Source organism: Streptomyces sp. CC0208 (assembly GCF_003443735.1).
Lineage (GTDB): Bacteria > Actinomycetota > Actinomycetes > Streptomycetales > Streptomycetaceae > Streptomyces > Streptomyces sviceus.
Genome location: NZ_CP031969.1, coordinates 2,723,042 through 2,739,895, shown reverse-complemented (window position 1 = coordinate 2,739,895; position 16,854 = coordinate 2,723,042). Strand labels below are relative to the sequence as shown.

The 16,854-nt window shown below is 69.6% G+C and carries 16 protein-coding genes and 1 pseudogene; 13 read left to right on the top strand and 4 right to left on the bottom strand.

The genetic code is table 11. The annotated features are described in order from the left end of the window. Positions 1-53: 53 nt before the first annotated feature. From D1369_RS12270 to D1369_RS12245, 6 genes are all read left to right on the top strand, one after another. On the top strand, positions 54-1,802 hold the full coding sequence (locus D1369_RS12270; protein WP_007384836.1) for an ABC transporter substrate-binding protein: 1,749 nt from the start codon (positions 54-56) through the stop codon (positions 1,800-1,802). Positions 1,803-1,871: 69 nt separating this feature from the next. Further along, positions 1,872-2,879 carry an ABC transporter permease gene (locus D1369_RS12265; protein ID WP_007384837.1) on the top strand — a complete coding sequence of 336 codons (1,008 nt, stop codon included), beginning with the start codon at positions 1,872-1,874 and terminating at the stop codon, positions 2,877-2,879. Further along, positions 2,876-3,967: an ABC transporter ATP-binding protein gene (locus tag D1369_RS12260; protein ID WP_007384838.1), complete on the top strand. Its 1,092-nt coding sequence runs from the start codon at positions 2,876-2,878 to the stop codon at positions 3,965-3,967. Before D1369_RS12265 ends, D1369_RS12260 begins: the two co-directional genes overlap by 4 nt. Positions 3,968-3,993: 26 nt before the next feature. Beyond that, entirely contained in the window at positions 3,994-5,319 is a 1,326-nt protein-coding gene (locus tag D1369_RS12255; protein WP_240436069.1) for a dipeptide ABC transporter ATP-binding protein, read from the top strand. 97 nt (positions 5,320-5,416) lie between these two features. Continuing rightward, on the top strand, positions 5,417-6,808 hold the full coding sequence (locus D1369_RS12250) for a M1 family metallopeptidase (RefSeq protein ID WP_037901490.1): 1,392 nt from the start codon (positions 5,417-5,419) through the stop codon (positions 6,806-6,808). Between the two features lie 23 nt (positions 6,809-6,831). Next, a complete protein-coding gene (locus D1369_RS12245) occupies positions 6,832-7,488 on the top strand; it encodes a trimeric intracellular cation channel family protein (protein WP_007384841.1) in 657 nt (218 codons plus the stop codon). Here the strand turns inward: D1369_RS12245 and D1369_RS12240 are convergent. Then, positions 7,397-8,617: an alpha/beta hydrolase-fold protein gene (locus D1369_RS12240; RefSeq protein ID WP_037901494.1), complete on the bottom strand. Its 1,221-nt coding sequence runs from the start codon at positions 8,615-8,617 to the stop codon at positions 7,397-7,399. The genes D1369_RS12245 and D1369_RS12240 overlap by 92 nt on opposite strands. Before the next feature lie 144 nt (positions 8,618-8,761). Here D1369_RS12240 and D1369_RS12235 point away from each other — a divergent pair, with 144 nt between their 5' ends. From D1369_RS12235 to D1369_RS42875, 3 genes and pseudogenes are all read left to right on the top strand, one after another. Next, positions 8,762-9,616 (top strand): thioesterase family protein, encoded by an 855-nt coding sequence (locus D1369_RS12235; protein WP_037901496.1) that lies wholly within the window; start codon positions 8,762-8,764, stop codon positions 9,614-9,616. Between the two features lie 53 nt (positions 9,617-9,669). After that, positions 9,670-9,972: pseudogene (locus tag D1369_RS12230) on the top strand (WYL domain-containing protein); the annotation flags it as partial. A gap of 114 nt (positions 9,973-10,086) precedes the next feature. Continuing rightward, complete coding sequence (locus D1369_RS42875; protein ID WP_162951011.1) at positions 10,087-10,488, top strand: hypothetical protein; 402 nt, start codon at positions 10,087-10,089, stop codon at positions 10,486-10,488. A gap of 71 nt (positions 10,489-10,559) precedes the next feature. On the opposite strand, the gene D1369_RS12220 is transcribed toward D1369_RS42875, so the two are convergent. Next, positions 10,560-11,186, bottom strand: coding sequence for a TetR family transcriptional regulator (locus tag D1369_RS12220; RefSeq protein WP_007384846.1), 627 nt, complete (start codon positions 11,184-11,186; stop codon positions 10,560-10,562). A 132-nt stretch (positions 11,187-11,318) separates the two neighbouring features. On the opposite strand from D1369_RS12220, the gene D1369_RS42870 reads away from it, so the two are divergent. The 3 genes from D1369_RS42870 (at position 11,319) to D1369_RS12210 (ending at position 13,021) form a co-directional block, all read left to right on the top strand. Continuing rightward, entirely contained in the window at positions 11,319-11,483 is a 165-nt protein-coding gene (locus D1369_RS42870; protein WP_007384847.1) for a hypothetical protein, read from the top strand. A gap of 35 nt (positions 11,484-11,518) precedes the next feature. Continuing rightward, entirely contained in the window at positions 11,519-11,785 is a 267-nt protein-coding gene (locus tag D1369_RS12215; protein ID WP_007384848.1) for a hypothetical protein, read from the top strand. A gap of 66 nt (positions 11,786-11,851) precedes the next feature. Beyond that, complete coding sequence (locus D1369_RS12210; protein WP_007384849.1) at positions 11,852-13,021, top strand: cysteine desulfurase family protein; 1,170 nt, start codon at positions 11,852-11,854, stop codon at positions 13,019-13,021. Positions 13,022-13,226: 205 nt separating this feature from the next. Here D1369_RS12210 and D1369_RS12205 read toward each other — a convergent pair whose 3' ends face one another. Together D1369_RS12205 and D1369_RS12200 are read right to left on the bottom strand one after the other, a co-directional pair. Then, on the bottom strand, positions 13,227-14,750 hold the full coding sequence (locus D1369_RS12205; RefSeq protein WP_050789755.1) for a multicopper oxidase domain-containing protein: 1,524 nt from the start codon (positions 14,748-14,750) through the stop codon (positions 13,227-13,229). Between the two features lie 181 nt (positions 14,751-14,931). Further along, positions 14,932-15,597: an N-acetylmuramoyl-L-alanine amidase gene (locus D1369_RS12200; RefSeq protein ID WP_037901497.1), complete on the bottom strand. Its 666-nt coding sequence runs from the start codon at positions 15,595-15,597 to the stop codon at positions 14,932-14,934. A gap of 60 nt (positions 15,598-15,657) precedes the next feature. On the opposite strand from D1369_RS12200, the gene mnmA reads away from it, so the two are divergent. Continuing rightward, complete coding sequence (gene mnmA, locus D1369_RS12195) at positions 15,658-16,782, top strand: tRNA 2-thiouridine(34) synthase MnmA (RefSeq protein WP_007384852.1); 1,125 nt, start codon at positions 15,658-15,660, stop codon at positions 16,780-16,782. Positions 16,783-16,854: the final 72 nt, after the last annotated feature.

Here is a 16,854-nt window from a genome sequence, read left to right as displayed (position 1 = left end):
ACCGCGGCGAGAGTCCACAAGATTTCCGACAATTGAAGGGGAAGCAGACCATCATGCGAAGGTCAGCGCTGGCCGCAGTGGCGGCCATCGGCAGTGCGAGCCTGTTGCTCTCGGCTTGCAGCAAGGCCGATGACAACGGTGGAGACGGGAACAAGTCGGCTGGGGCCAACGCAGCGACCAAGGGTGTCGTCAACGCCTCCTCCCAGAAGGGTGGGACGGTCACGTACGAGTTGTCGGACGTGCCGGACTCCTTCGACCCCGGCAACACGTACTACGCCTACATGTACAACCTCAGCCGGCTGTTCGCCCGCCCGCTGATGACCTTCAAGCCCGGCGCGGGCGAGGAGGGCAACACGCTGGTTCCGGACCTCGCCGAGAAGGCGGGCGAGCCGAGCGACGGCGGCAAGACCTGGACGTACAAGATCCGCTCCGGCCTGAAGTTCCAGGACGGCACGCCGATCACCTCGAAGGACGTCAAGTACGCCGTCGAGCGCTCCAACTTCGCGCGTGACGTGCTCTCCCTCGGCCCGAACTACTTCCAGCAGTTCATGGAGGGCGGCAAGGCGTACAAGGGCCCGTACAAGGACAAGAGCGCCGAGGGCCTGAAGTCCATCGAGACGCCGGACGACACCACGATCGTCTTCAAGCTCAACCGTCCCTTCCAGGAGTTCGACTACCTGGTCGCGACGCCGCAGACGGCTCCGGTGCCGAAGGCCAAGGACACCGGCATCGACTACGTCAAGAGCATCGTGTCCTCGGGCTCGTACAAGTTCCAGAGCTACGACGAGGGCAAGCAGGCCGTCCTCGTCAAGAACGAGAACTGGGACCCGAAGACCGACCCGCTGCGCAAGCAGTACCCGGACAAGATCGTCGTCAAGCTGAAGGTCAACCCGGAGACCATCGACCAGGACGTCCAGGCCGGTGACGCGATCGACCTCGGCGGTACCGGTGTCCAGGCCGCGACCCAGGCGAAGGTCGTCAACAGCGCCGACCTGAAGGCCAACACGGACAACACCTACGGTGGCCGTCTGGTCTACCTGGCGATCAACAACCAGGTCGCGCCGTTCGACAAGGTCGAGTGCCGCAAGGCCGTCGAGTACGCCATCGACAAGGTCTCCGTGCAGACCGCCGAGGGCGGCCCGATCCGCGGTGACATCGCCACGACCGTCCTGCCGCCGGACATCACCGGCTACCAGAAGGCCGACGTCTACGCGACCGACGGCAACAAGGGTGACGTCGCCAAGGCCAAGGAGCAGCTGAAGGCCTGCGGCAAGACGACGATCAACACCAACATCTCGGCGCGCAGCGACCGCCCGCAGGAGATCGACGCGGCCACCGCGATCATCGCCTCGCTGAAGAAGGTCGGCATCAACGCCAGCCTGAAGCAGTACCCGTCGGGCAAGTACTTCACCGACTACGCGGGTGTGCCGACGTTCGACAAGAAGCAGAACATCGGCCTGCACATGATGCAGTGGGGTGCCGACTGGAACTCCGGCTACGGCTTCCTGCAGCAGATCCTGCACGGTGACGCGATCGGCACGTCCGGCAACACCAACCTCTCGTACCTGAACGACAAGCAGGTCAACGAGATGCTGGAGAAGGCCATCGCCACCGAGGACGACACCACCCGCAACGGCCTGTACGGGCAGATCGACAAGCGCGCCATGGACCTGGCGGCGCTCGTCCCGCTGACCTACTTCAAGGTCCTGCTGTACCGCCCGTCCGGCTACACCAACCTGGTGTCCACGGCGGCCTTCAGCGGTCAGTACGACTACCTCAACATCGGCACGACCAAGAAGTAGCCCCGGAAGGCAGGTGAAGGCATTGGTGCCCGTGGGCCTCGCGGCCCGCGGGCACCAGCGCCGGTCCCCGTGATCTCGTACATCCTCCGTCGGACGTTCGCGGCAGTGATCCTGCTGCTGGTCGTCACCGCGGTCACCTTCGCGATCTTCTTCCTGCTGCCGCGGATGGCCGGCCAGACCGCCGACCAGCTCGCGCAGCAGTACATCGGAAAGAGTCCGACGAAGGCAGACATCGCCGCGGTCAAGCAGAACCTCGGTCTGGACGAACCCCTCTACGCCCAGTACTGGCACTTCATCAAGGGGATCGTGTCCGGCGCCACCTACAACCTGGGCCCCACGACGGCGCACTGTGACGCGCCGTGCTTCGGCTACTCCTTCAAGAACCACCAGGCGGTCTGGCCGCAGCTCACCTCCCGCATTCCGGTGACCGTCTCGCTGGCCGCCGGCGCTGCCGTGATGTGGCTGGTGTCCGGTGTCGTGATCGGTGTGATCTCGGCCCTCAAGCCCCGCAGCTTCTTCGACCGCACCTTCATGGGCGTCGCGCTCGCCGGTGTCTCGCTGCCCATGTTCTTCACGGGCAACCTGGCGCTGCTGCTCTTCACCTACCAGTGGCCGATCTTCGGGCGGACCTATGTGCCGTTCACCGAGAATCCGGCCCAGTGGGCCAACACGCTCTTCCCGGCCTGGTGCTCGCTCGCCCTGCTGTACTCCGCCATCTACGCGCGGCTGACCCGCTCGGGCATGATGGAGACGATGAACGAGGACTTCATCCGCACGGCCCGCGCCAAGGGCCTGCGAGAGCGCAACGTCGTCGCCCGGCACGGGCTGCGCGCCGCGCTGACCCCGATCATCACCGTGTTCGGCATGGACCTGGGCCTGCTGCTCGGCGGCGCCGTGATCACCGAGACCGTGTTCTCGCTGCCCGGCATCGGCCAGTACGCGGTGCAGGGCATCACCGACAACGACCTGCCCCCGATCCTCGGCGTCACCCTGCTCGCCGCCGTCTTCGTCGTGATCGCAAATCTCCTGGTGGACCTCTTGTACGCCGCCGCCGACCCGCGGGTGAGGCTCTCGTGACCGAACTCTCCAAGACCGGTGCCGCCCTGGGCGAGCCGGCTCCGGGGAACGCCCCCGACGCCTTCCTCGCGGTCCGCGATCTCAAGGTGCACTTCCCGACCGACGACGGACTGGTCAAGTCCGTGGACGGGCTCAGCTTCCAGGTGGAGAAGGGCAAGACCCTCTGCATCGTGGGCGAGTCGGGCTCCGGCAAGTCCGTCACCTCGCTGGCGATCATGGGCCTGCACCGGCTCGGGGCGCAGGGCAAGCACGTGCAGATGTCCGGCGAGATCTGGCTGGACGGCAAGGAGCTGGTCTCCGCCGACCCGGACGAGGTGCGTCGGCTGCGCGGCCGCGAGATGGCGATGATCTTCCAGGACCCGCTGTCCGCGATGCACCCGTACTACACGATCGGTAACCAGATCGTGGAGGCGTACCGGGTCCACCACGACGTCAGCAAGAAGGTCGCGCGCAAGCGGGCGATAGAGATGCTCGACCGGGTCGGCATCCCCGAGCCGGCCAAGCGCGTGGACGGTTATCCGCACGAGTTCTCCGGCGGTATGCGCCAGCGCGCGATGATCGCCATGGCGCTCGTCAACAACCCCGAGCTGCTGATCGCGGACGAGCCGACGACCGCCCTGGACGTCACCGTCCAGGCGCAGATCCTCGACCTGATCCGGGACCTGCAGAAGGAGTTCGGCTCCGCGGTCGTCCTCATCACCCACGACCTGGGTGTGGTCGCCGAGATCGCCGACGACGTCCTCGTGATGTACGGCGGCCGGTGCGTGGAGCGCGGCAGCGTCGACGACGTCTTCGAGCGCCCGCAGCACCCGTACACCTGGGGTCTGCTGGGCTCGATGCCGCGCATCGACCGGGAGACCTCCGAGCGGCTCATCCCCGTCAAGGGCCAGCCGCCGAGCCTCATCAACGTCCCCTCGGGCTGCGCCTTCCACCCCCGCTGCCCGTACGCGGACATCCCCAAGGGCGATGTCACCCGTACCGTGCGCCCGGAGCTCCAGCAGGTCGGCGGCGGACACTTCTCCGCGTGCCACCTCTCGCCGGAGGACCGCACGCGGATCTGGACCGAAGAGATTGCGCCGAAGCTGTGAGTGAGACGAAGAAGACGGATGCGGACGTGACGACCGCCCCCGACGAGCGCGACATACTGCTCAGGGTCGAGGGCCTCCAGAAGCACTTCCCGATCCGCAAGGGCGTCCTCCAGCGCCAGGTCGGCGCGGTCAAGGCGGTCGACGGCATCGACTTCGAGGTGCGCAAGGGCGAGACCCTCGGCGTGGTCGGCGAGTCGGGCTGCGGCAAGTCGACCATGGGCCGGGTCATCACCCGTCTCCAGGAGCCGACCGGCGGTTCGATCCACTTCGAGGGCCAGGACATCACGCGGCTGAACGCGGCCGGGATGCGTCCGCTGCGGCGGGACATCCAGATGATCTTCCAGGACCCGTACGGCTCCCTGAACCCCCGCCACACCATCGGCGGCATCGTCTCGGCGCCCTTCCGGCTCCAGGGCGTCGAGCCCGAGGGCGGGGTGAAGCGGGAGGTCCAGCGTCTGCTGGAGCTGGTGGGTCTGAGCCCCGAGCACTACAACCGCTACCCGCACGAGTTCTCCGGCGGCCAGCGTCAGCGCATCGGCATCGCGCGGGCCCTGGCCCTGAAGCCGAAGCTGGTGGTGGCGGACGAGCCGGTCTCGGCCCTCGACGTGTCGATCCAGGCGCAGGTCGTGAACCTGATGGACGACCTCCAGGAGGAGCTCGGCCTCACGTACGTGATCATCGCGCACGACCTGTCCGTCGTACGGCACGTCTCGGACCGTATCGCGGTGATGTACCTCGGCAAGATCGTCGAACTCGCCGACCGCACCTCGCTGTACGAGGCGCCGATGCACCCGTACACCAAGGCCCTGATGTCGGCGGTCCCGGTGCCGGACCCCAAGCGCCGGGGCGCCAAGTCCGAGCGCATTCTGCTGCGCGGCGACGTCCCGTCCCCGATCTCCCCGCCCTCCGGCTGCCGCTTCCACACGCGGTGCTGGAAGGCGACGGAGATCTGCAAGACCACCGAGCCGCAGCTGGTCGAGCTGCGTCCCGGCCAGCGCGTGGCCTGCCACCACCCCGAGAACTTCGCGGACCAGGCCCCGCAGGACACCGTGCTCCTGTCGGTCGCCAAGGAGGCGGCCGAGCTGGTCGCCGAGGAGGTCCGAGCCGAGTCGGCCAAGACGTCGGCCGCGGTCGCGGCGGTGGCGGCGGGCTCCGCCGAGGAGACCGGTGCCGAGGCTGCCGGGAAGACGGCGGACACGGCGGAGAAGCCGGAGGCGGAGGTCGCGGCGGACGTCGAGGCCACGGGTGCGAAGACGGGCCCGGGCGCGAAAACCGCCCCCGCGGCACCGTTGAAGACCGGCGAGGCGACCACGGAACCGGAAACCGAGCGTCAGGACCCAACTGACAAGTAACGCATGACGAGTTGGCAAAGTCATGCACATGCCCGAACGGGAGAGTGAAGAGTCGTCCGTGTCCGACTTATCGGTACACGTAGAGAGGGACGACACCATGGCACTCTCCCGTTCGGCACGCTTAGGAGCCGTCGCGACCGCGGCGGCTTCCTTCTTTGTCATCGCGGCGGCCCCGGGCCCGAAACCCGGCGCCCCCGGCATCGGCGACGCCTACTTCCCGAACCTCGGCAACGGCGGCTTCGACGCCCGGCACTACGCCCTCGACGTGGCGTACAACCCGGACACCGACCGTCTGGACGGCCGTACGACACTCACCGCCCGCGCCACCCAGAACCTCTCCTCCTTCGACCTGGATCTCCAGAGACTCGTGGTCACCCGCGTCGAAGTGAACGGCAGACGCGCCCAGTTCACCCGGGACGGCGACGAGATACGCATCACCCCGCGCCAATCCCTGCGCAAGGGCCACGAGTTCACGGTCGCCGTCACCTACGGCGGGATCCCCGAACCCCTCAACGGTCCCATCGTCTTCGGCTCCGACTACGGCTGGATGAAGACCCCCGACGGCGTCTTCGTCGCCTGTGAACCCAACGCCGCCTCCACCTGGTTCCCGTCCAGCGACCACCCCGCGGACAAGGCCACCTATGACATCCGCATCAAGACCCCGAAGGGCCTGACCGCGGTCTCCAACGGCCGGCTCGTGTCGACGTACGACAAGGGCGGCTCGACGTACACCCACTGGCGCGAGAAGAAGCCGATGGCGACCTACCTGGCGACCGCCACCATCGGGAAGTTCGACGTCCGCACCGGGAGGACACCCGGCGGCATCCCCATCTACACGGCCATCGACCCGGTGCTGGAGAACAGCAACGGCGTCGACGTGTACGCCGTCACCGCCGACGCCACCGACTACTGGTCGCAGGTCTTCGGGCCCTATCCCTTCGAGGAGACCGGCGCGATCGTCGACGACATGCCGCAGGCCGGGTTCTCGCTGGAGGTGCAGAGCAAGCCGGCCTACTCGGCCGTGCGCAACGAGACGACGATCGTGCACGAGCTGGCCCACCAGTGGTTCGGGGACAGCGTCTCGGTCGCGCACTGGAAGGACATCTGGCTCAACGAGGGCTTCGCCACCTACGCCCAGTGGCTGTGGGCCGAGCGCAAGGGCACCCGCTCCGCCCACGACTCCTTCGTCGCCGGCTACGACTCCCGCCCCGCCGACAGCGCCTTCTGGCAGATCACCGTCGGCGACCCGCAGCGCGACACCATGTTCGCCTCCGCCGTCTACCAGCGCGGCGCGATGACCCTCCAGGTGCTGCGCGAGCGGATCGGCGACAAGGCGTTCTTCAAGCTGCTGCCGGCCTGGACGAAGCTGCACCGCTACGGCAACGCGAACAGCGCCGACTTCATCCGCCTCGCCGAGAAGGTCAGCGGACAGCAGCTCGACGACCTGTTCCACACCTGGCTCTTCACGACGGGCAAGCCCGCCCGGTAAAAGCCACTGCGCAAGAATGCGGTGTGCTCCAGCAACTGTTCACTCCCTCCGTCCAGCACACGCTCGACCTCGTCGGCATCTTCGTGTTCGCCATCTCCGGCGCGCTGCTGGCCGTCCGCAAGAACTTCGACGTCTTCGGCATCGCCGTCCTCGCCGAGGTCACCGCGCTGGGCGGAGGGCTGTTCCGGGACCTGATCATCGGCGCGGTACCGCCCGCCGCCTTCACGGACCTCGGCTACTTCATCACCCCGCTCCTCGCCGCCCTCCTGGTCTTCTTCCTGCACCCGCACGTGGAGCGCATCCAGGCCGGCGTGAACGTCTTCGACGCGGCCGGCCTCGGCCTGTTCTGCGTCGCCGGGACGACCAAGGCGTACGAGTACGGGCTCGGCCTCACCCAGTCCGCCACCCTCGGCCTCGCCACCGCCGTCGGTGGCGGTGTGCTCAGGGACGTACTCGCCAACGAGGTGCCCTCACTTCTGCGCTGGGACCGGGACCTGTACGCGGTCCCGGCGATCGTCGGTGCCACCATGGTCGTCCTGTGCATCCGCTACGACGTCCTCAGTTCGTTCACCAGCGGGCTCGCGGCTCTCACCGCCTTCGTACTGCGCCTGCTCGCGATGCGGTTCCACTGGCGAGCTCCGCGGGCCTGGAACCGCCGGTCGACCGTGCGTGAGGAGTAGCGCCCGCCCGGCCGTGCAGCAGCCCCATCTCCTCGGTCAGCCACCGGAACGCCGGGACCACCTGCGGCTTCCACAGCGCCATGTTGTGGCCTCCGGCGCTCTTCGGGATGTAGACGACGTGCACGGTCGTCGGCGCCTTCGCGACCTGTTCGAGACCCATGGCGGCCTCGTAGCCGTCGCCCGGCTGACCGGACTGGTAGAGCGCGATCGCGGGCGGGGTGCGGGCCTCGCGCAGCAGCAGGTAGGGGTTGTTGGCGCGGCGCAGGGCGGGGGTCTCGGCGGCCAGCGAGTTGCGTTCGCCGATCGGGTCGTTGTAGCCGGACATGCTGACCGCGGCCCGGTAGCGGTCCGGATGGGCGACGGCGAGCTTGGTCGCGCAGTGACCGCCGGCCGAGTACCCGGCCACCGCCCAGCCCGCCGGGCCGGACTGGGCACGGAAGTTGTCCGTGACCATCCTCGGCACGTCGACGCTGAGCCAGGTGTCGGCGTTGACCGTGCCCGTGATGTTGGCGCACCCGGTGTCGACCCCGGCCAGCAGGTTCATGCGCGGGGCGACCAGGATGAACGGCGCCACCCTGCCGTCCCGCATCAGCGGCCGTAGCTGGGCGACCGCGTGCAGCGACCCGAACCAGGCCTTCGCCGAGCCCGGATAGCCCGACAGCAGCTCCACCACGGGGAACGTGCGGTGCCGGTAGGCGGGCTCGCCGTACTGCGGCGGCAGCCAGACGTAGACCTCGGCGTTCACCCCTGAGACCCGGCCCTTGAGCTGGGTCACCCGCACGCCCTTCATGCCGGGTCCGGAGGCGTAGGTGAAGTGCTGCTTCACCTTGGGCAGCCGTTTCAGCGAGATGCCGCCGGTGCCGTCGGCGCCCAGGTTCGCGGCCTGCTGGACGTGGTTGCCGGTGCCGAGCAGGTCGGCCCAGTTGTCGTACAGGCTGTTCTGGTTGTTGACCAGCACGAAGACGAGGGCGACGGCCGTGCCCTGGGCGAACAGCACCATCAGTACGCGGGCGGCGGCGCGTGCGATCCGGGGCCCCCGCAGCCGCGACCACAGGGCCAGCGGCAGCACGACGGCGACGACGGACAGCACGATCAGCGTGTAGAGGAACGTGGTCCCGGTGAGGCTCATGTCCCTGTAGAGGGCGTTGCCGGGTGCGGGGTGACGGACGGGTACAGACACTTACCGAGAAATAGTGCGGGTCTCACCTGGGGCGACCGGCGGACCCTCCGAGGAAAGCTACCGCTTAGTAGTTTGTTGTTGTACCGTTCAGGCATGCCAGAAGCAGCCTCCGCCACGCGCGCGACGATCGGCGACAGCGAGTTCGACCGCGACACCGCGGTCACCCGCCGTGCCCCCGGCGTCTACGACATCGACCTCTCCGAGGGCTGGACGATCTTCAGCGCCGTCAACGGTGGCTACCTCCTGGCCGTCCTGGGCCGCGCGCTCGCGGACGCCCTGCCGCACGCCGACCCGTTCACGATCTCCGCGCACTACCTGACCGCGTCCCAGCCCGGACCGGCGGTGATCCGCACGGACGTGGTCCGCACCGGCCGCACCCTCTCCACCGGCCAGGCCTCGCTCTTCCAGTACGACGACGAGGGCAAGGAGGTCGAGCGCATCCGCGTCCTCGCCTCCTACGGCGACCTCGACTCCCTTCCCGACGACGTCCGTACGACGGCCGAGCCGCCCGTCCTGCCGCCGATGGACCAGTGCTTCGGCCCCCAGGACGGGCCCGCCCCCGTCGACGGCAGCTCCGCCCTCACCGACCGGCTGATGCTCAAGCTGGACCCGTCGACCCTGGGCTGGGCCCTCGGCGCGCCCTCCGGCAGGGGCGAGATGCGGTCCTGGTTCGGGCTCGCGGACGGCCGGGACGCCGATCCCTTCTCGCTGCTGCTCGCGGTGGACGCGCTCCCGCCCACGGCCTTCGAGATGGGCCTCAAGGGCTGGGTGCCGACGGTCGAGCTGACGGCACATGTGAGGAGCCGCCCCGCCCCGGGCCCTCTCCGCGTCTCCATCACCACCCGCAACCTCGCCGGCGGCTTCCTGGAGGAGGACGCCGAGGTCTGGGACAGCGAGAACCGACTGGTCGCCCAGTCACGACAGTTGGCGCGGGTGCGGCTCGGTTGATGCGCGGGCCTGGCTGGACCCGCCCAGGGGGCGTGGGGATGGGCGGGGGCATCGGGGGCATCGACGTCACCGTGCGGGTCCGCCGCGACCGACTCGACCTGTTCGCACGGCTGATGGCCCCGTATCTGTACGAACTCCCCGAGGACGACGGCGAGAACGTGTGGGTGACGGCCCGGCTCTCGCTCGGGTTGGTCGGCGAGGCCCGTCAACTCCTGCAGTTCTCCGACCGCGTGGAGGTCCTCTCGCCGCCCGAGGTGCGCGACGAGGTGGCCCGCGCGGCCGCTTCCGTCACGAACTTGTACCAGCGGGTGAGTGGGCGGTCCTCGCAGAACCCCAGCTCAGAGGGGCTGCTTTAGCCGCGCTTTGCCTCCCGCACAGGCGGGGGACAGGCCGGGCCCAACGAAGGCTCAGGGGCCGTTGCGACAGTTCCCGACCTCAGGACTTCCTCATCTTCCCCGGAGCTGTCTCTCATGAAGCGTGTGCGTCTCCTCCCCGCCGTGGCCCTGCTGGCGCTCTCGCCCCTCGCCCTGGTGGCCTGCGGCTCGGGCGACTCGTCGTCGACCTCGAACAGCGGCACCTCGGGCGGGCAGAACTGTCAGGCCCCCACCGGCAACGCGTCCGGCATGCCCAGCGGCGCCCCCTCGGGCGCCCCCACCGGCAACGCGACCGCCCGGCCTTCGGGCGCGCCCAGCGGCACCCCCTCCGGCATCCCGAGCGGTGGGCCCGGCGGCGGCCAGGGTGGCCAGGGTGGCCAGGGCGGCGGCATGGGCGGCTGCGGCGGTCCCGGCGGCGGCGCGGGCGGCGCGGCCCCGAGCGGCGCGCCCAGCGGTGCGCCCACCGGTGCGCCGAGCGCGGCGGCGACGAAGAGCTGACATGGCGTAGGACGCCGTACGGCAGGGGCGGCACTCCCGGTGAACGGGGGTGCCGCCTCTGTGTGTGGTGACTAATCCAGCCAGTGTTGGCGGCCGATGCTGATCAGTCGCATCTGACGCTCCGCCACCTGGCACACGCGGTCCCGTTCCTCCGGGGGCGCCTCCAGGGCCTCCAGGAACAGCGAGGCCGTGATCAGCATCTGGTCGACGTAGAGGTTGGCCAGCATCAGCAGGTCGTCCTCGCTCCAGCCGCCGGACACCGGGTCCTTGGCCAGCTCGTCCTTCACCTCCTGCCCGAACCGGGCCAGTTGGTCCCGGATGGCCTCCCGGACCGGCTGGACTCCGCCATGTCGTTCACGGGCGATGAATCGGACGTGAGCGGGGTACGCGTCTACATGGCCGGCGATCAACTCGATGGCGCGCTTGATGCGTTGGCCGTGGTCGTCGGCCGTGGACACCGTCGTCCGGATCATCGGGTGCAGGCTGCCCAACGCCTCCTCGACGAGGGCCACACCAAGATCCGCGATGGAGCGGAAGTGCCGGTAGAAGGCGGTCGGCGCGACGCCGACGGCACGCGTGACCTCGCGCAGACCCAGGCTGCTCAGGCTCTGCTCCTCCAGCAGCCCCAGGGCCGCGTCCAGGAGCGCCTGCCGGGTCTTCTGCTTCTGTGCCTGCCGGAGGCCGAGGGTGTGACTCATGTCATCCAGTTAACAACTGTTCTCTGTAATTGGAAAGCCGTACACGCGCTAGACTCTGAAGTCAGTGAACAAGTGTAACTACAACTGTTCACCCAAACGTAACGACCGCCGAATCGGAGGGGGATCCGTCCCATGCTGTTCCTCGTCGCCGCACTCATGCTCCTCGGCGTCGTCCTGGGCACCGTCGCCCACGCGCCGCTCACCTTCACCGCCGTCGCCGCCGTCGTGATCGCCGCCTGGCTGGGCATCTTCGCGCTCCGCGAGCGCCACGCCCGCCGCCGTACCTCGGCCCACTGACCCCCGCCCCGTCGTCCCCAGGAGCACTGATCACCATGCAGCTCACCGCGCAGGCCACCCAGCAGACCGGTGCCCGTGACGCCGACGGCATGGCCGTGGCGTCCTTCATCCTCGGTCTCGTCGGCCTCCTCGTCCTCAACGTCTTCCTCGGCCCGATCGCCATCGTCCTGGCCGCGGTGGCCCTGTGGCGCGGCACCGCCCGCCGCGGCCGCGCCTACCTGGGTCTCGGCCTCGGAGTGGCCGACCTCCTGGTCCTGGTGGCCTTCATGCAGCTGGACAGCACGCCGTCCTGGAGCTTCTGAGACCTGCGGCGGCGGCCGGTCCTGGCCTGAGGGTGCGCACCCGCGACCCGTAGAATCGGCGTCACCATGGCATACCTCGACCACGCCGCGACCACGCCGATGCTTCCCGAGGCGGTCGAGGCGCTCAGCGCCCACCTCGGCGTCACCGGCAACGCCTCTTCCCTCCACGCCTCCGGCCGCAGGGCCCGCCGCACGGTCGAGGAATCCCGCGAGACCCTCGCGGAGGCGCTCGGTGCCCGCCCCAGCGAGATCGTCCTCACCTCCGGCGGCACGGAGGCCGACAACCTCGCCGTGAAGGGCCTGTACTGGTCCCGGCGGGACGCGGACCCCGCAAGGACGCGGGTCCTCGCCAGCCCCGTCGAACACCACGCCGTCCTCGACGCCGTCCACTGGCTCGGCGAACACGAGGGCGCCACCGTCGAGTACCTCCCCGTCGACAAGCACGGCCGGGTCCACCCCGAAGCCCTGCGCGAGGCCATCGCCCACCACCCCGACGACGTCGCCCTGGCCACGGTCATGTGGGCCAACAACGAGATCGGCACGATCCTGCCGGTCCGCGAACTCGCAGAGGTCGCCGCCGAGTTCGGCGTCCCGCTGCACGCCGACGCGGTCCAGGCCTTCGGCCAGGTCCCCGTCGACTTCGCCGCCTCCGGCCTCGCCGCGATGACGGTGTCGGGCCACAAGATCGGCGGCCCGTACGGCATCGGCGCGCTCGTCCTCGGCCGGGAGTGGACCCCGGTCCCCGTCCTGCACGGCGGCGGCCAGGAGCGCCACGTCCGCTCCGGCACCCTCGACGTCCCCGCCATCGCCTCCTTCGCGGTGGCCGGCCGCCTCGCCGCCGAACAGCGCGAGTGGTTCCAGGCCGAGATCGGCACCCTGCGCGACTCCCTGGTGGAGGCGGTCCGTACGGCGGTCCCGGACGCGATCCTCGGCGGCGACCCGGCACCGGGAGGACGGCTCCCGGCCAACGCCCACTTCACCTTCCCCGGCTGCGAGGGCGACTCCCTGCTGCTGCTCCTGGACGCGCAGGGCATCGAGTGCTCCACCGGCTCCGCCTGCACCGCGGGCGTCGCCCAGCCCAGCCACGTCCTGCTGGCCACCGGCACCGACCCCGACCTGGCCCGCGGCACCCTGCGCTTCTCCCTCGGCCACACCTCCACCGAGGCGGACGTCGAGGCGGTCGCCAAGGCCATCGGCCCGGCGGTGGAACGGGCCCGCGCGGCGGGGCTGACGTAACGCCTACGCCCCCGAAGGCACCGTGCTGCGAACCCATCGCGGGCCGCACCCTGATCCGCTGCCTCTGCTCGGTCCTCATCGCCTCCGCGCTCGCCTTCGCCGCATCCTTCCCGCGGCTGCGGCTGCGGCTGCGGCTGCGGCGCGGCGCGCTGGGGCAGGGGCTGCCGTCGGCCCTGGCACTGCCGACGGCAGCCGTTGTCCGATGTCAGCTCTCCGTCACCATGAGGGAGGCCATCATTCCCTCGTCCTCGTGCTGCAGCAGATGGCAGTGGAGCATGTACATGTAGGTGTCGTCGGCGAAGTCCGTGAACTCCATCGCGATCACGATCTTGCCGCCGCCGACGACCTCGTACGTGTCGTACCAGCCGAGTTCGACCCCTGTGGGCTCCTCGCCGTTGATTGAGACGAGCTGGTAGGGCACGTCGTGCAGATGGAACGAGTGCTCCAGCTGACTGGCGTTGGTGATCGTCCAGATCTCCTTCGCGCCCAGCGTGGTGCTGATCATCGTCATGCCGGACATGGTGAGCCCGGCCGTACCGTTGATCTTCATCGTCGCGCCCGTGTTGCTGAGCGTGATGGTGCGTGCCGTGAAGTCGGAGGTGTCGTACCGCTCGATGGTGTTGAGGGTGCTCGGCAGGTCGTCCGGGGTGTCGGTGCCGCCCGCCGTGACGGTGAGGAAGTCGTAGGTGCCGGAGCCGCCGCGGATCCAGCCGGTCGTGATGACCACCTGGAGCGTGACGTCCGCGGTGACGTCCATGACGAACTCGGCGCGCGCCCCGGCCACCAGCCGGATGGTGGTCACCTCGGCCGCCTCCGCCAGATAGCCCTGGTCGGTGGCGATCTGAGTCAGCGTGCCCCCGTCGCTGCGCTGGAGGGTGATGATGTCGGAGGGGGAGGCGTTGAGCGCCCGGAAGCGGTTGCGGGTCTTGGTCGCGGCGAAGGCGAGGGTGGTGTCGTCGACGTTCTCGCCGTTGACCAGCACCGGGAAGCTGAGGCCGGAGCTGAGATAGCCGCTCTGGTCGTACTTGATGTCACCGGCACTGTCCACGGCCAGGCACTGGAAGATGAGCGGGATGTCGTCCACGCCGTAGTCGCTGGGCAGCGCGGCGGAGGCGTCGGAGTCGTCCTCCACGATGATCATCCCGGCCAGGCCGTGGGTGGCCTGCTTGGCCGTGGTACCCAGGGCGTGCGGGTGGTACCAGAGGGTTTTGGCCTCGTCCAGGACCGTGAAGGTGGGGGACCAGGTCGTCCCGGCGGAGAAGGCGTTCTGCGGTCCGCCGTCCATCTTGGCCGGGACGTGGGCGCCGTGGAAGTGGACGGTGGTGTCCTCGGAGAGGTTGTTGGTGATGTCCAGCAGGACGGTGTCGCCCTTGGTCCACTTCAGGGTGGGGCCGAGGAACGACTGGTTGTAGCCCGCGGTGCTGCTGGTGACGCCGCTGAGCACCTCGGCGGTGCCGGTCTGTGCCGCGAGCGTGAAGGTGGTCGTGCCGTCGGACGCGGTGCCCTCCAGCAGCTCCGGGATGGTGAGGGTGCCGTCCGTCGCGGCGGCCGCCTTACTGCGGGTGCCCTCGGTCAGCAGGGAGAAGGCGGCGCCTGCCGCCCCCACGGCCCCGAGGCCCACCCCCGCCATCCCGCCGAGGAACTTCCGCCGGTGCAGACCCTTCTTGTGGCCTCTGTTCTCCTTGGAGTGCTCGGGCTTGGCCCCCAGGCCGTCTGTGGTGTGTGTCATGGCGGGGGAGCCTCGACCCAAGGGCTGTGCGAGGACTGGGGCGAAACTGGGTGCGAGCCCGGGAAGCTGTGAAAGCGGAGCTCGGGTCAACTCCCTTGAGGAAAAGCCAGGTTGACGATCCGCAGGTCATGATCGGGACGCGGGGCATATCGGACACGTGATCCTTGCCGGAAGTTCATACCTAGGCGGAGGCGCTCCGGGCCCTCCGCACCAGCCTCATGTACCGGTCCCAGTCCCAGTGTTCGCCCGGGTCGGTGTGGTCCGTCCCCGGCACCTCCACGTGGCCGATGATGTGCTCGCGGTCGACGGGGATGGCGTACCGCGCGCATATCCGGGCCGTGAGCCGCGCCGAGGCCGCGTACATCGCGTCCGTGAAGTCCTCGGGCCGGTCGACGAAACCCTCGTGCTCGATGCCCACACTGCGTTCGTTGTAGGCGCGGTTGCCCGCGTGGTACGCCACGTCCAGCTCGCGGATCATCTGCGTGATGTGCCCGTCCTTGCGGACGACGTAGTGCGCTGCCGCCCCGTGGCCCGGGTCCTGGAACACCTTCACCGCGCTCGCGAAACTGCCCTGGGTGACATGGATGATCACCATGTCTATGCCGTAGTCGTCGGGCCGGTCCGCGCGCCGCCAGTTCGCGTCGGAGGCCGCCACCCACTGCGCGCCGCCGAAGTCGACCGCGCCCTCGACCCGCGGCTTCTCCACTCCCGGCGCCCGCCACCACAACCGCGCCAGCTCGTCGCGGGCCAGCACCGCCGTGCCCACGGCGGCCGCCGCGCCGCCGATGAGCAGGGCCCGCCGGCCGATGCGCCGGTCGGCGTCCCCGGAACCCTCTGTCGCCCCCATGTGGTCGTCAACGGATACCCGGCCGCCCCGGTTCCCGCGTCCCCGTACTCTTGAAGGGTTATGACTGACACCACGCAGCGCCCTCTTCGCGTTCTCGCCGCCATGTCCGGAGGAGTGGACTCCGCCGTCGCCGCCGCCCGTGCCGCCGAAGCCGGCCACGACGTGACCGGCGTCCACCTCGCGCTCTCCGCGAACCCGCAATCGTTCCGCACGGGCGCGCGTGGCTGTTGCACCATCGAGGACTCGCGCGACGCCCGCCGTGCCGCCGACGTCATCGGCATCCCGTTCTACGTCTGGGACCTCGCCGACCGCTTCCGCGAGGACGTCGTCGAGGACTTCGTCGCCGAGTACGAGGCCGGCCGCACCCCCAACCCCTGCCTGCGCTGCAACGAGAAGATCAAGTTCGCCGCGCTCCTCGACAAGGCGCTCGCGCTGGGCTTCGACGCGGTGTGCACGGGCCACTACGCGAAGGTGGTCACGCTCGCGGACGGCTCCCGCGAGCTGCACCGCGCCTCCGACATGGCGAAGGACCAGTCGTACGTCCTCGGCGTCCTGGACGAGAGGCAGCTGGCGCACGCCCTGTTCCCGCTCGGCGACACGGTCACCACCAAGGACGAGATCCGCGCCGAGGCCGAGCGCCGGGGCCTCGCGGTCGCCAAGAAGCCCGACTCGCACGACATCTGCTTCATCGCCGACGGCGACACCCAGGGCTTCCTCGCCTCGCGCCTCGGCCGGGCGGAGGGCGACATCGTCGACGAGTCGGGTGCGAAGGTCGGCACCCACGAGGGCGCGTACGGCTTCACGATCGGCCAGCGCAAGGGGCTGCGCATCGGCACCCCGGCCGCCGACGGCAAGCCGCGCTATGTCCTCGACATCTCTCCGGTGAACAACACGGTGACGGTCGGCCCGGCCGCCGCCCTGGACGTGACCGCCCTCAGCGCGATCAAGCCCCGCTGGTGCGGCGCGGCCCCGACCGGTCCCGGCACCTACACCGCCCAGCTCCGCGCCCACGGCGGCGAGACCGAGGTCACCGCGGAGCTGGTGGACGGGGAGCTGCGGGTGTCCTTCACCGAGCCGGTCCGCGGGGTGGCCCCAGGCCAGGCGATCGTCCTGTACGACGACACCCGCGTGGTGGGCTCGGCGACGATCGCGACGACGGTGCGCGTGAGGGCGGGCGTGGCCTGACGCCCCGCCGGAGGGCAGGGGCGTCAGACCGCAGGGCGCGCTGACGTGCCTGGGAGGCGCGCGCCGAACGCC

Excerpts from the sequence above, each read along its gene's own strand:
- D1369_RS42875 (WP_162951011.1), top strand. The coding sequence starts at position 10,087 with ATGAAGCGTGTGCGTCTCCTCCCCGCCGTGGCCCTGCTGGCGCTCTCG.
- D1369_RS12220 (WP_007384846.1), bottom strand. The coding sequence starts at position 11,186 with ATGAGTCACACCCTCGGCCTCCGGCAGGCACAGAAGCAGAAGACCCGG.
- D1369_RS12205 (WP_050789755.1), bottom strand. The coding sequence starts at position 14,750 with ATGACACACACCACAGACGGCCTGGGGGCCAAGCCCGAGCACTCCAAG.
- D1369_RS42870 (WP_007384847.1), top strand. The coding sequence starts at position 11,319 with ATGCTGTTCCTCGTCGCCGCACTCATGCTCCTCGGCGTCGTCCTGGGC.
- D1369_RS12240 (WP_037901494.1), bottom strand. The coding sequence starts at position 8,617 with ATGAGCCTCACCGGGACCACGTTCCTCTACACGCTGATCGTGCTGTCC.
- D1369_RS12270 (WP_007384836.1), top strand. The coding sequence starts at position 54 with ATGCGAAGGTCAGCGCTGGCCGCAGTGGCGGCCATCGGCAGTGCGAGC.
- D1369_RS12250 (WP_037901490.1), top strand. The coding sequence starts at position 5,417 with ATGGCACTCTCCCGTTCGGCACGCTTAGGAGCCGTCGCGACCGCGGCG.
- D1369_RS12215 (WP_007384848.1), top strand. The coding sequence starts at position 11,519 with ATGCAGCTCACCGCGCAGGCCACCCAGCAGACCGGTGCCCGTGACGCC.
- D1369_RS12210 (WP_007384849.1), top strand. The coding sequence starts at position 11,852 with ATGGCATACCTCGACCACGCCGCGACCACGCCGATGCTTCCCGAGGCG.
- D1369_RS12200 (WP_037901497.1), bottom strand. The coding sequence starts at position 15,597 with ATGGGGGCGACAGAGGGTTCCGGGGACGCCGACCGGCGCATCGGCCGG.
- D1369_RS12235 (WP_037901496.1), top strand. The coding sequence starts at position 8,762 with ATGCCAGAAGCAGCCTCCGCCACGCGCGCGACGATCGGCGACAGCGAG.
- mnmA (WP_007384852.1), top strand. The coding sequence starts at position 15,658 with ATGACTGACACCACGCAGCGCCCTCTTCGCGTTCTCGCCGCCATGTCC.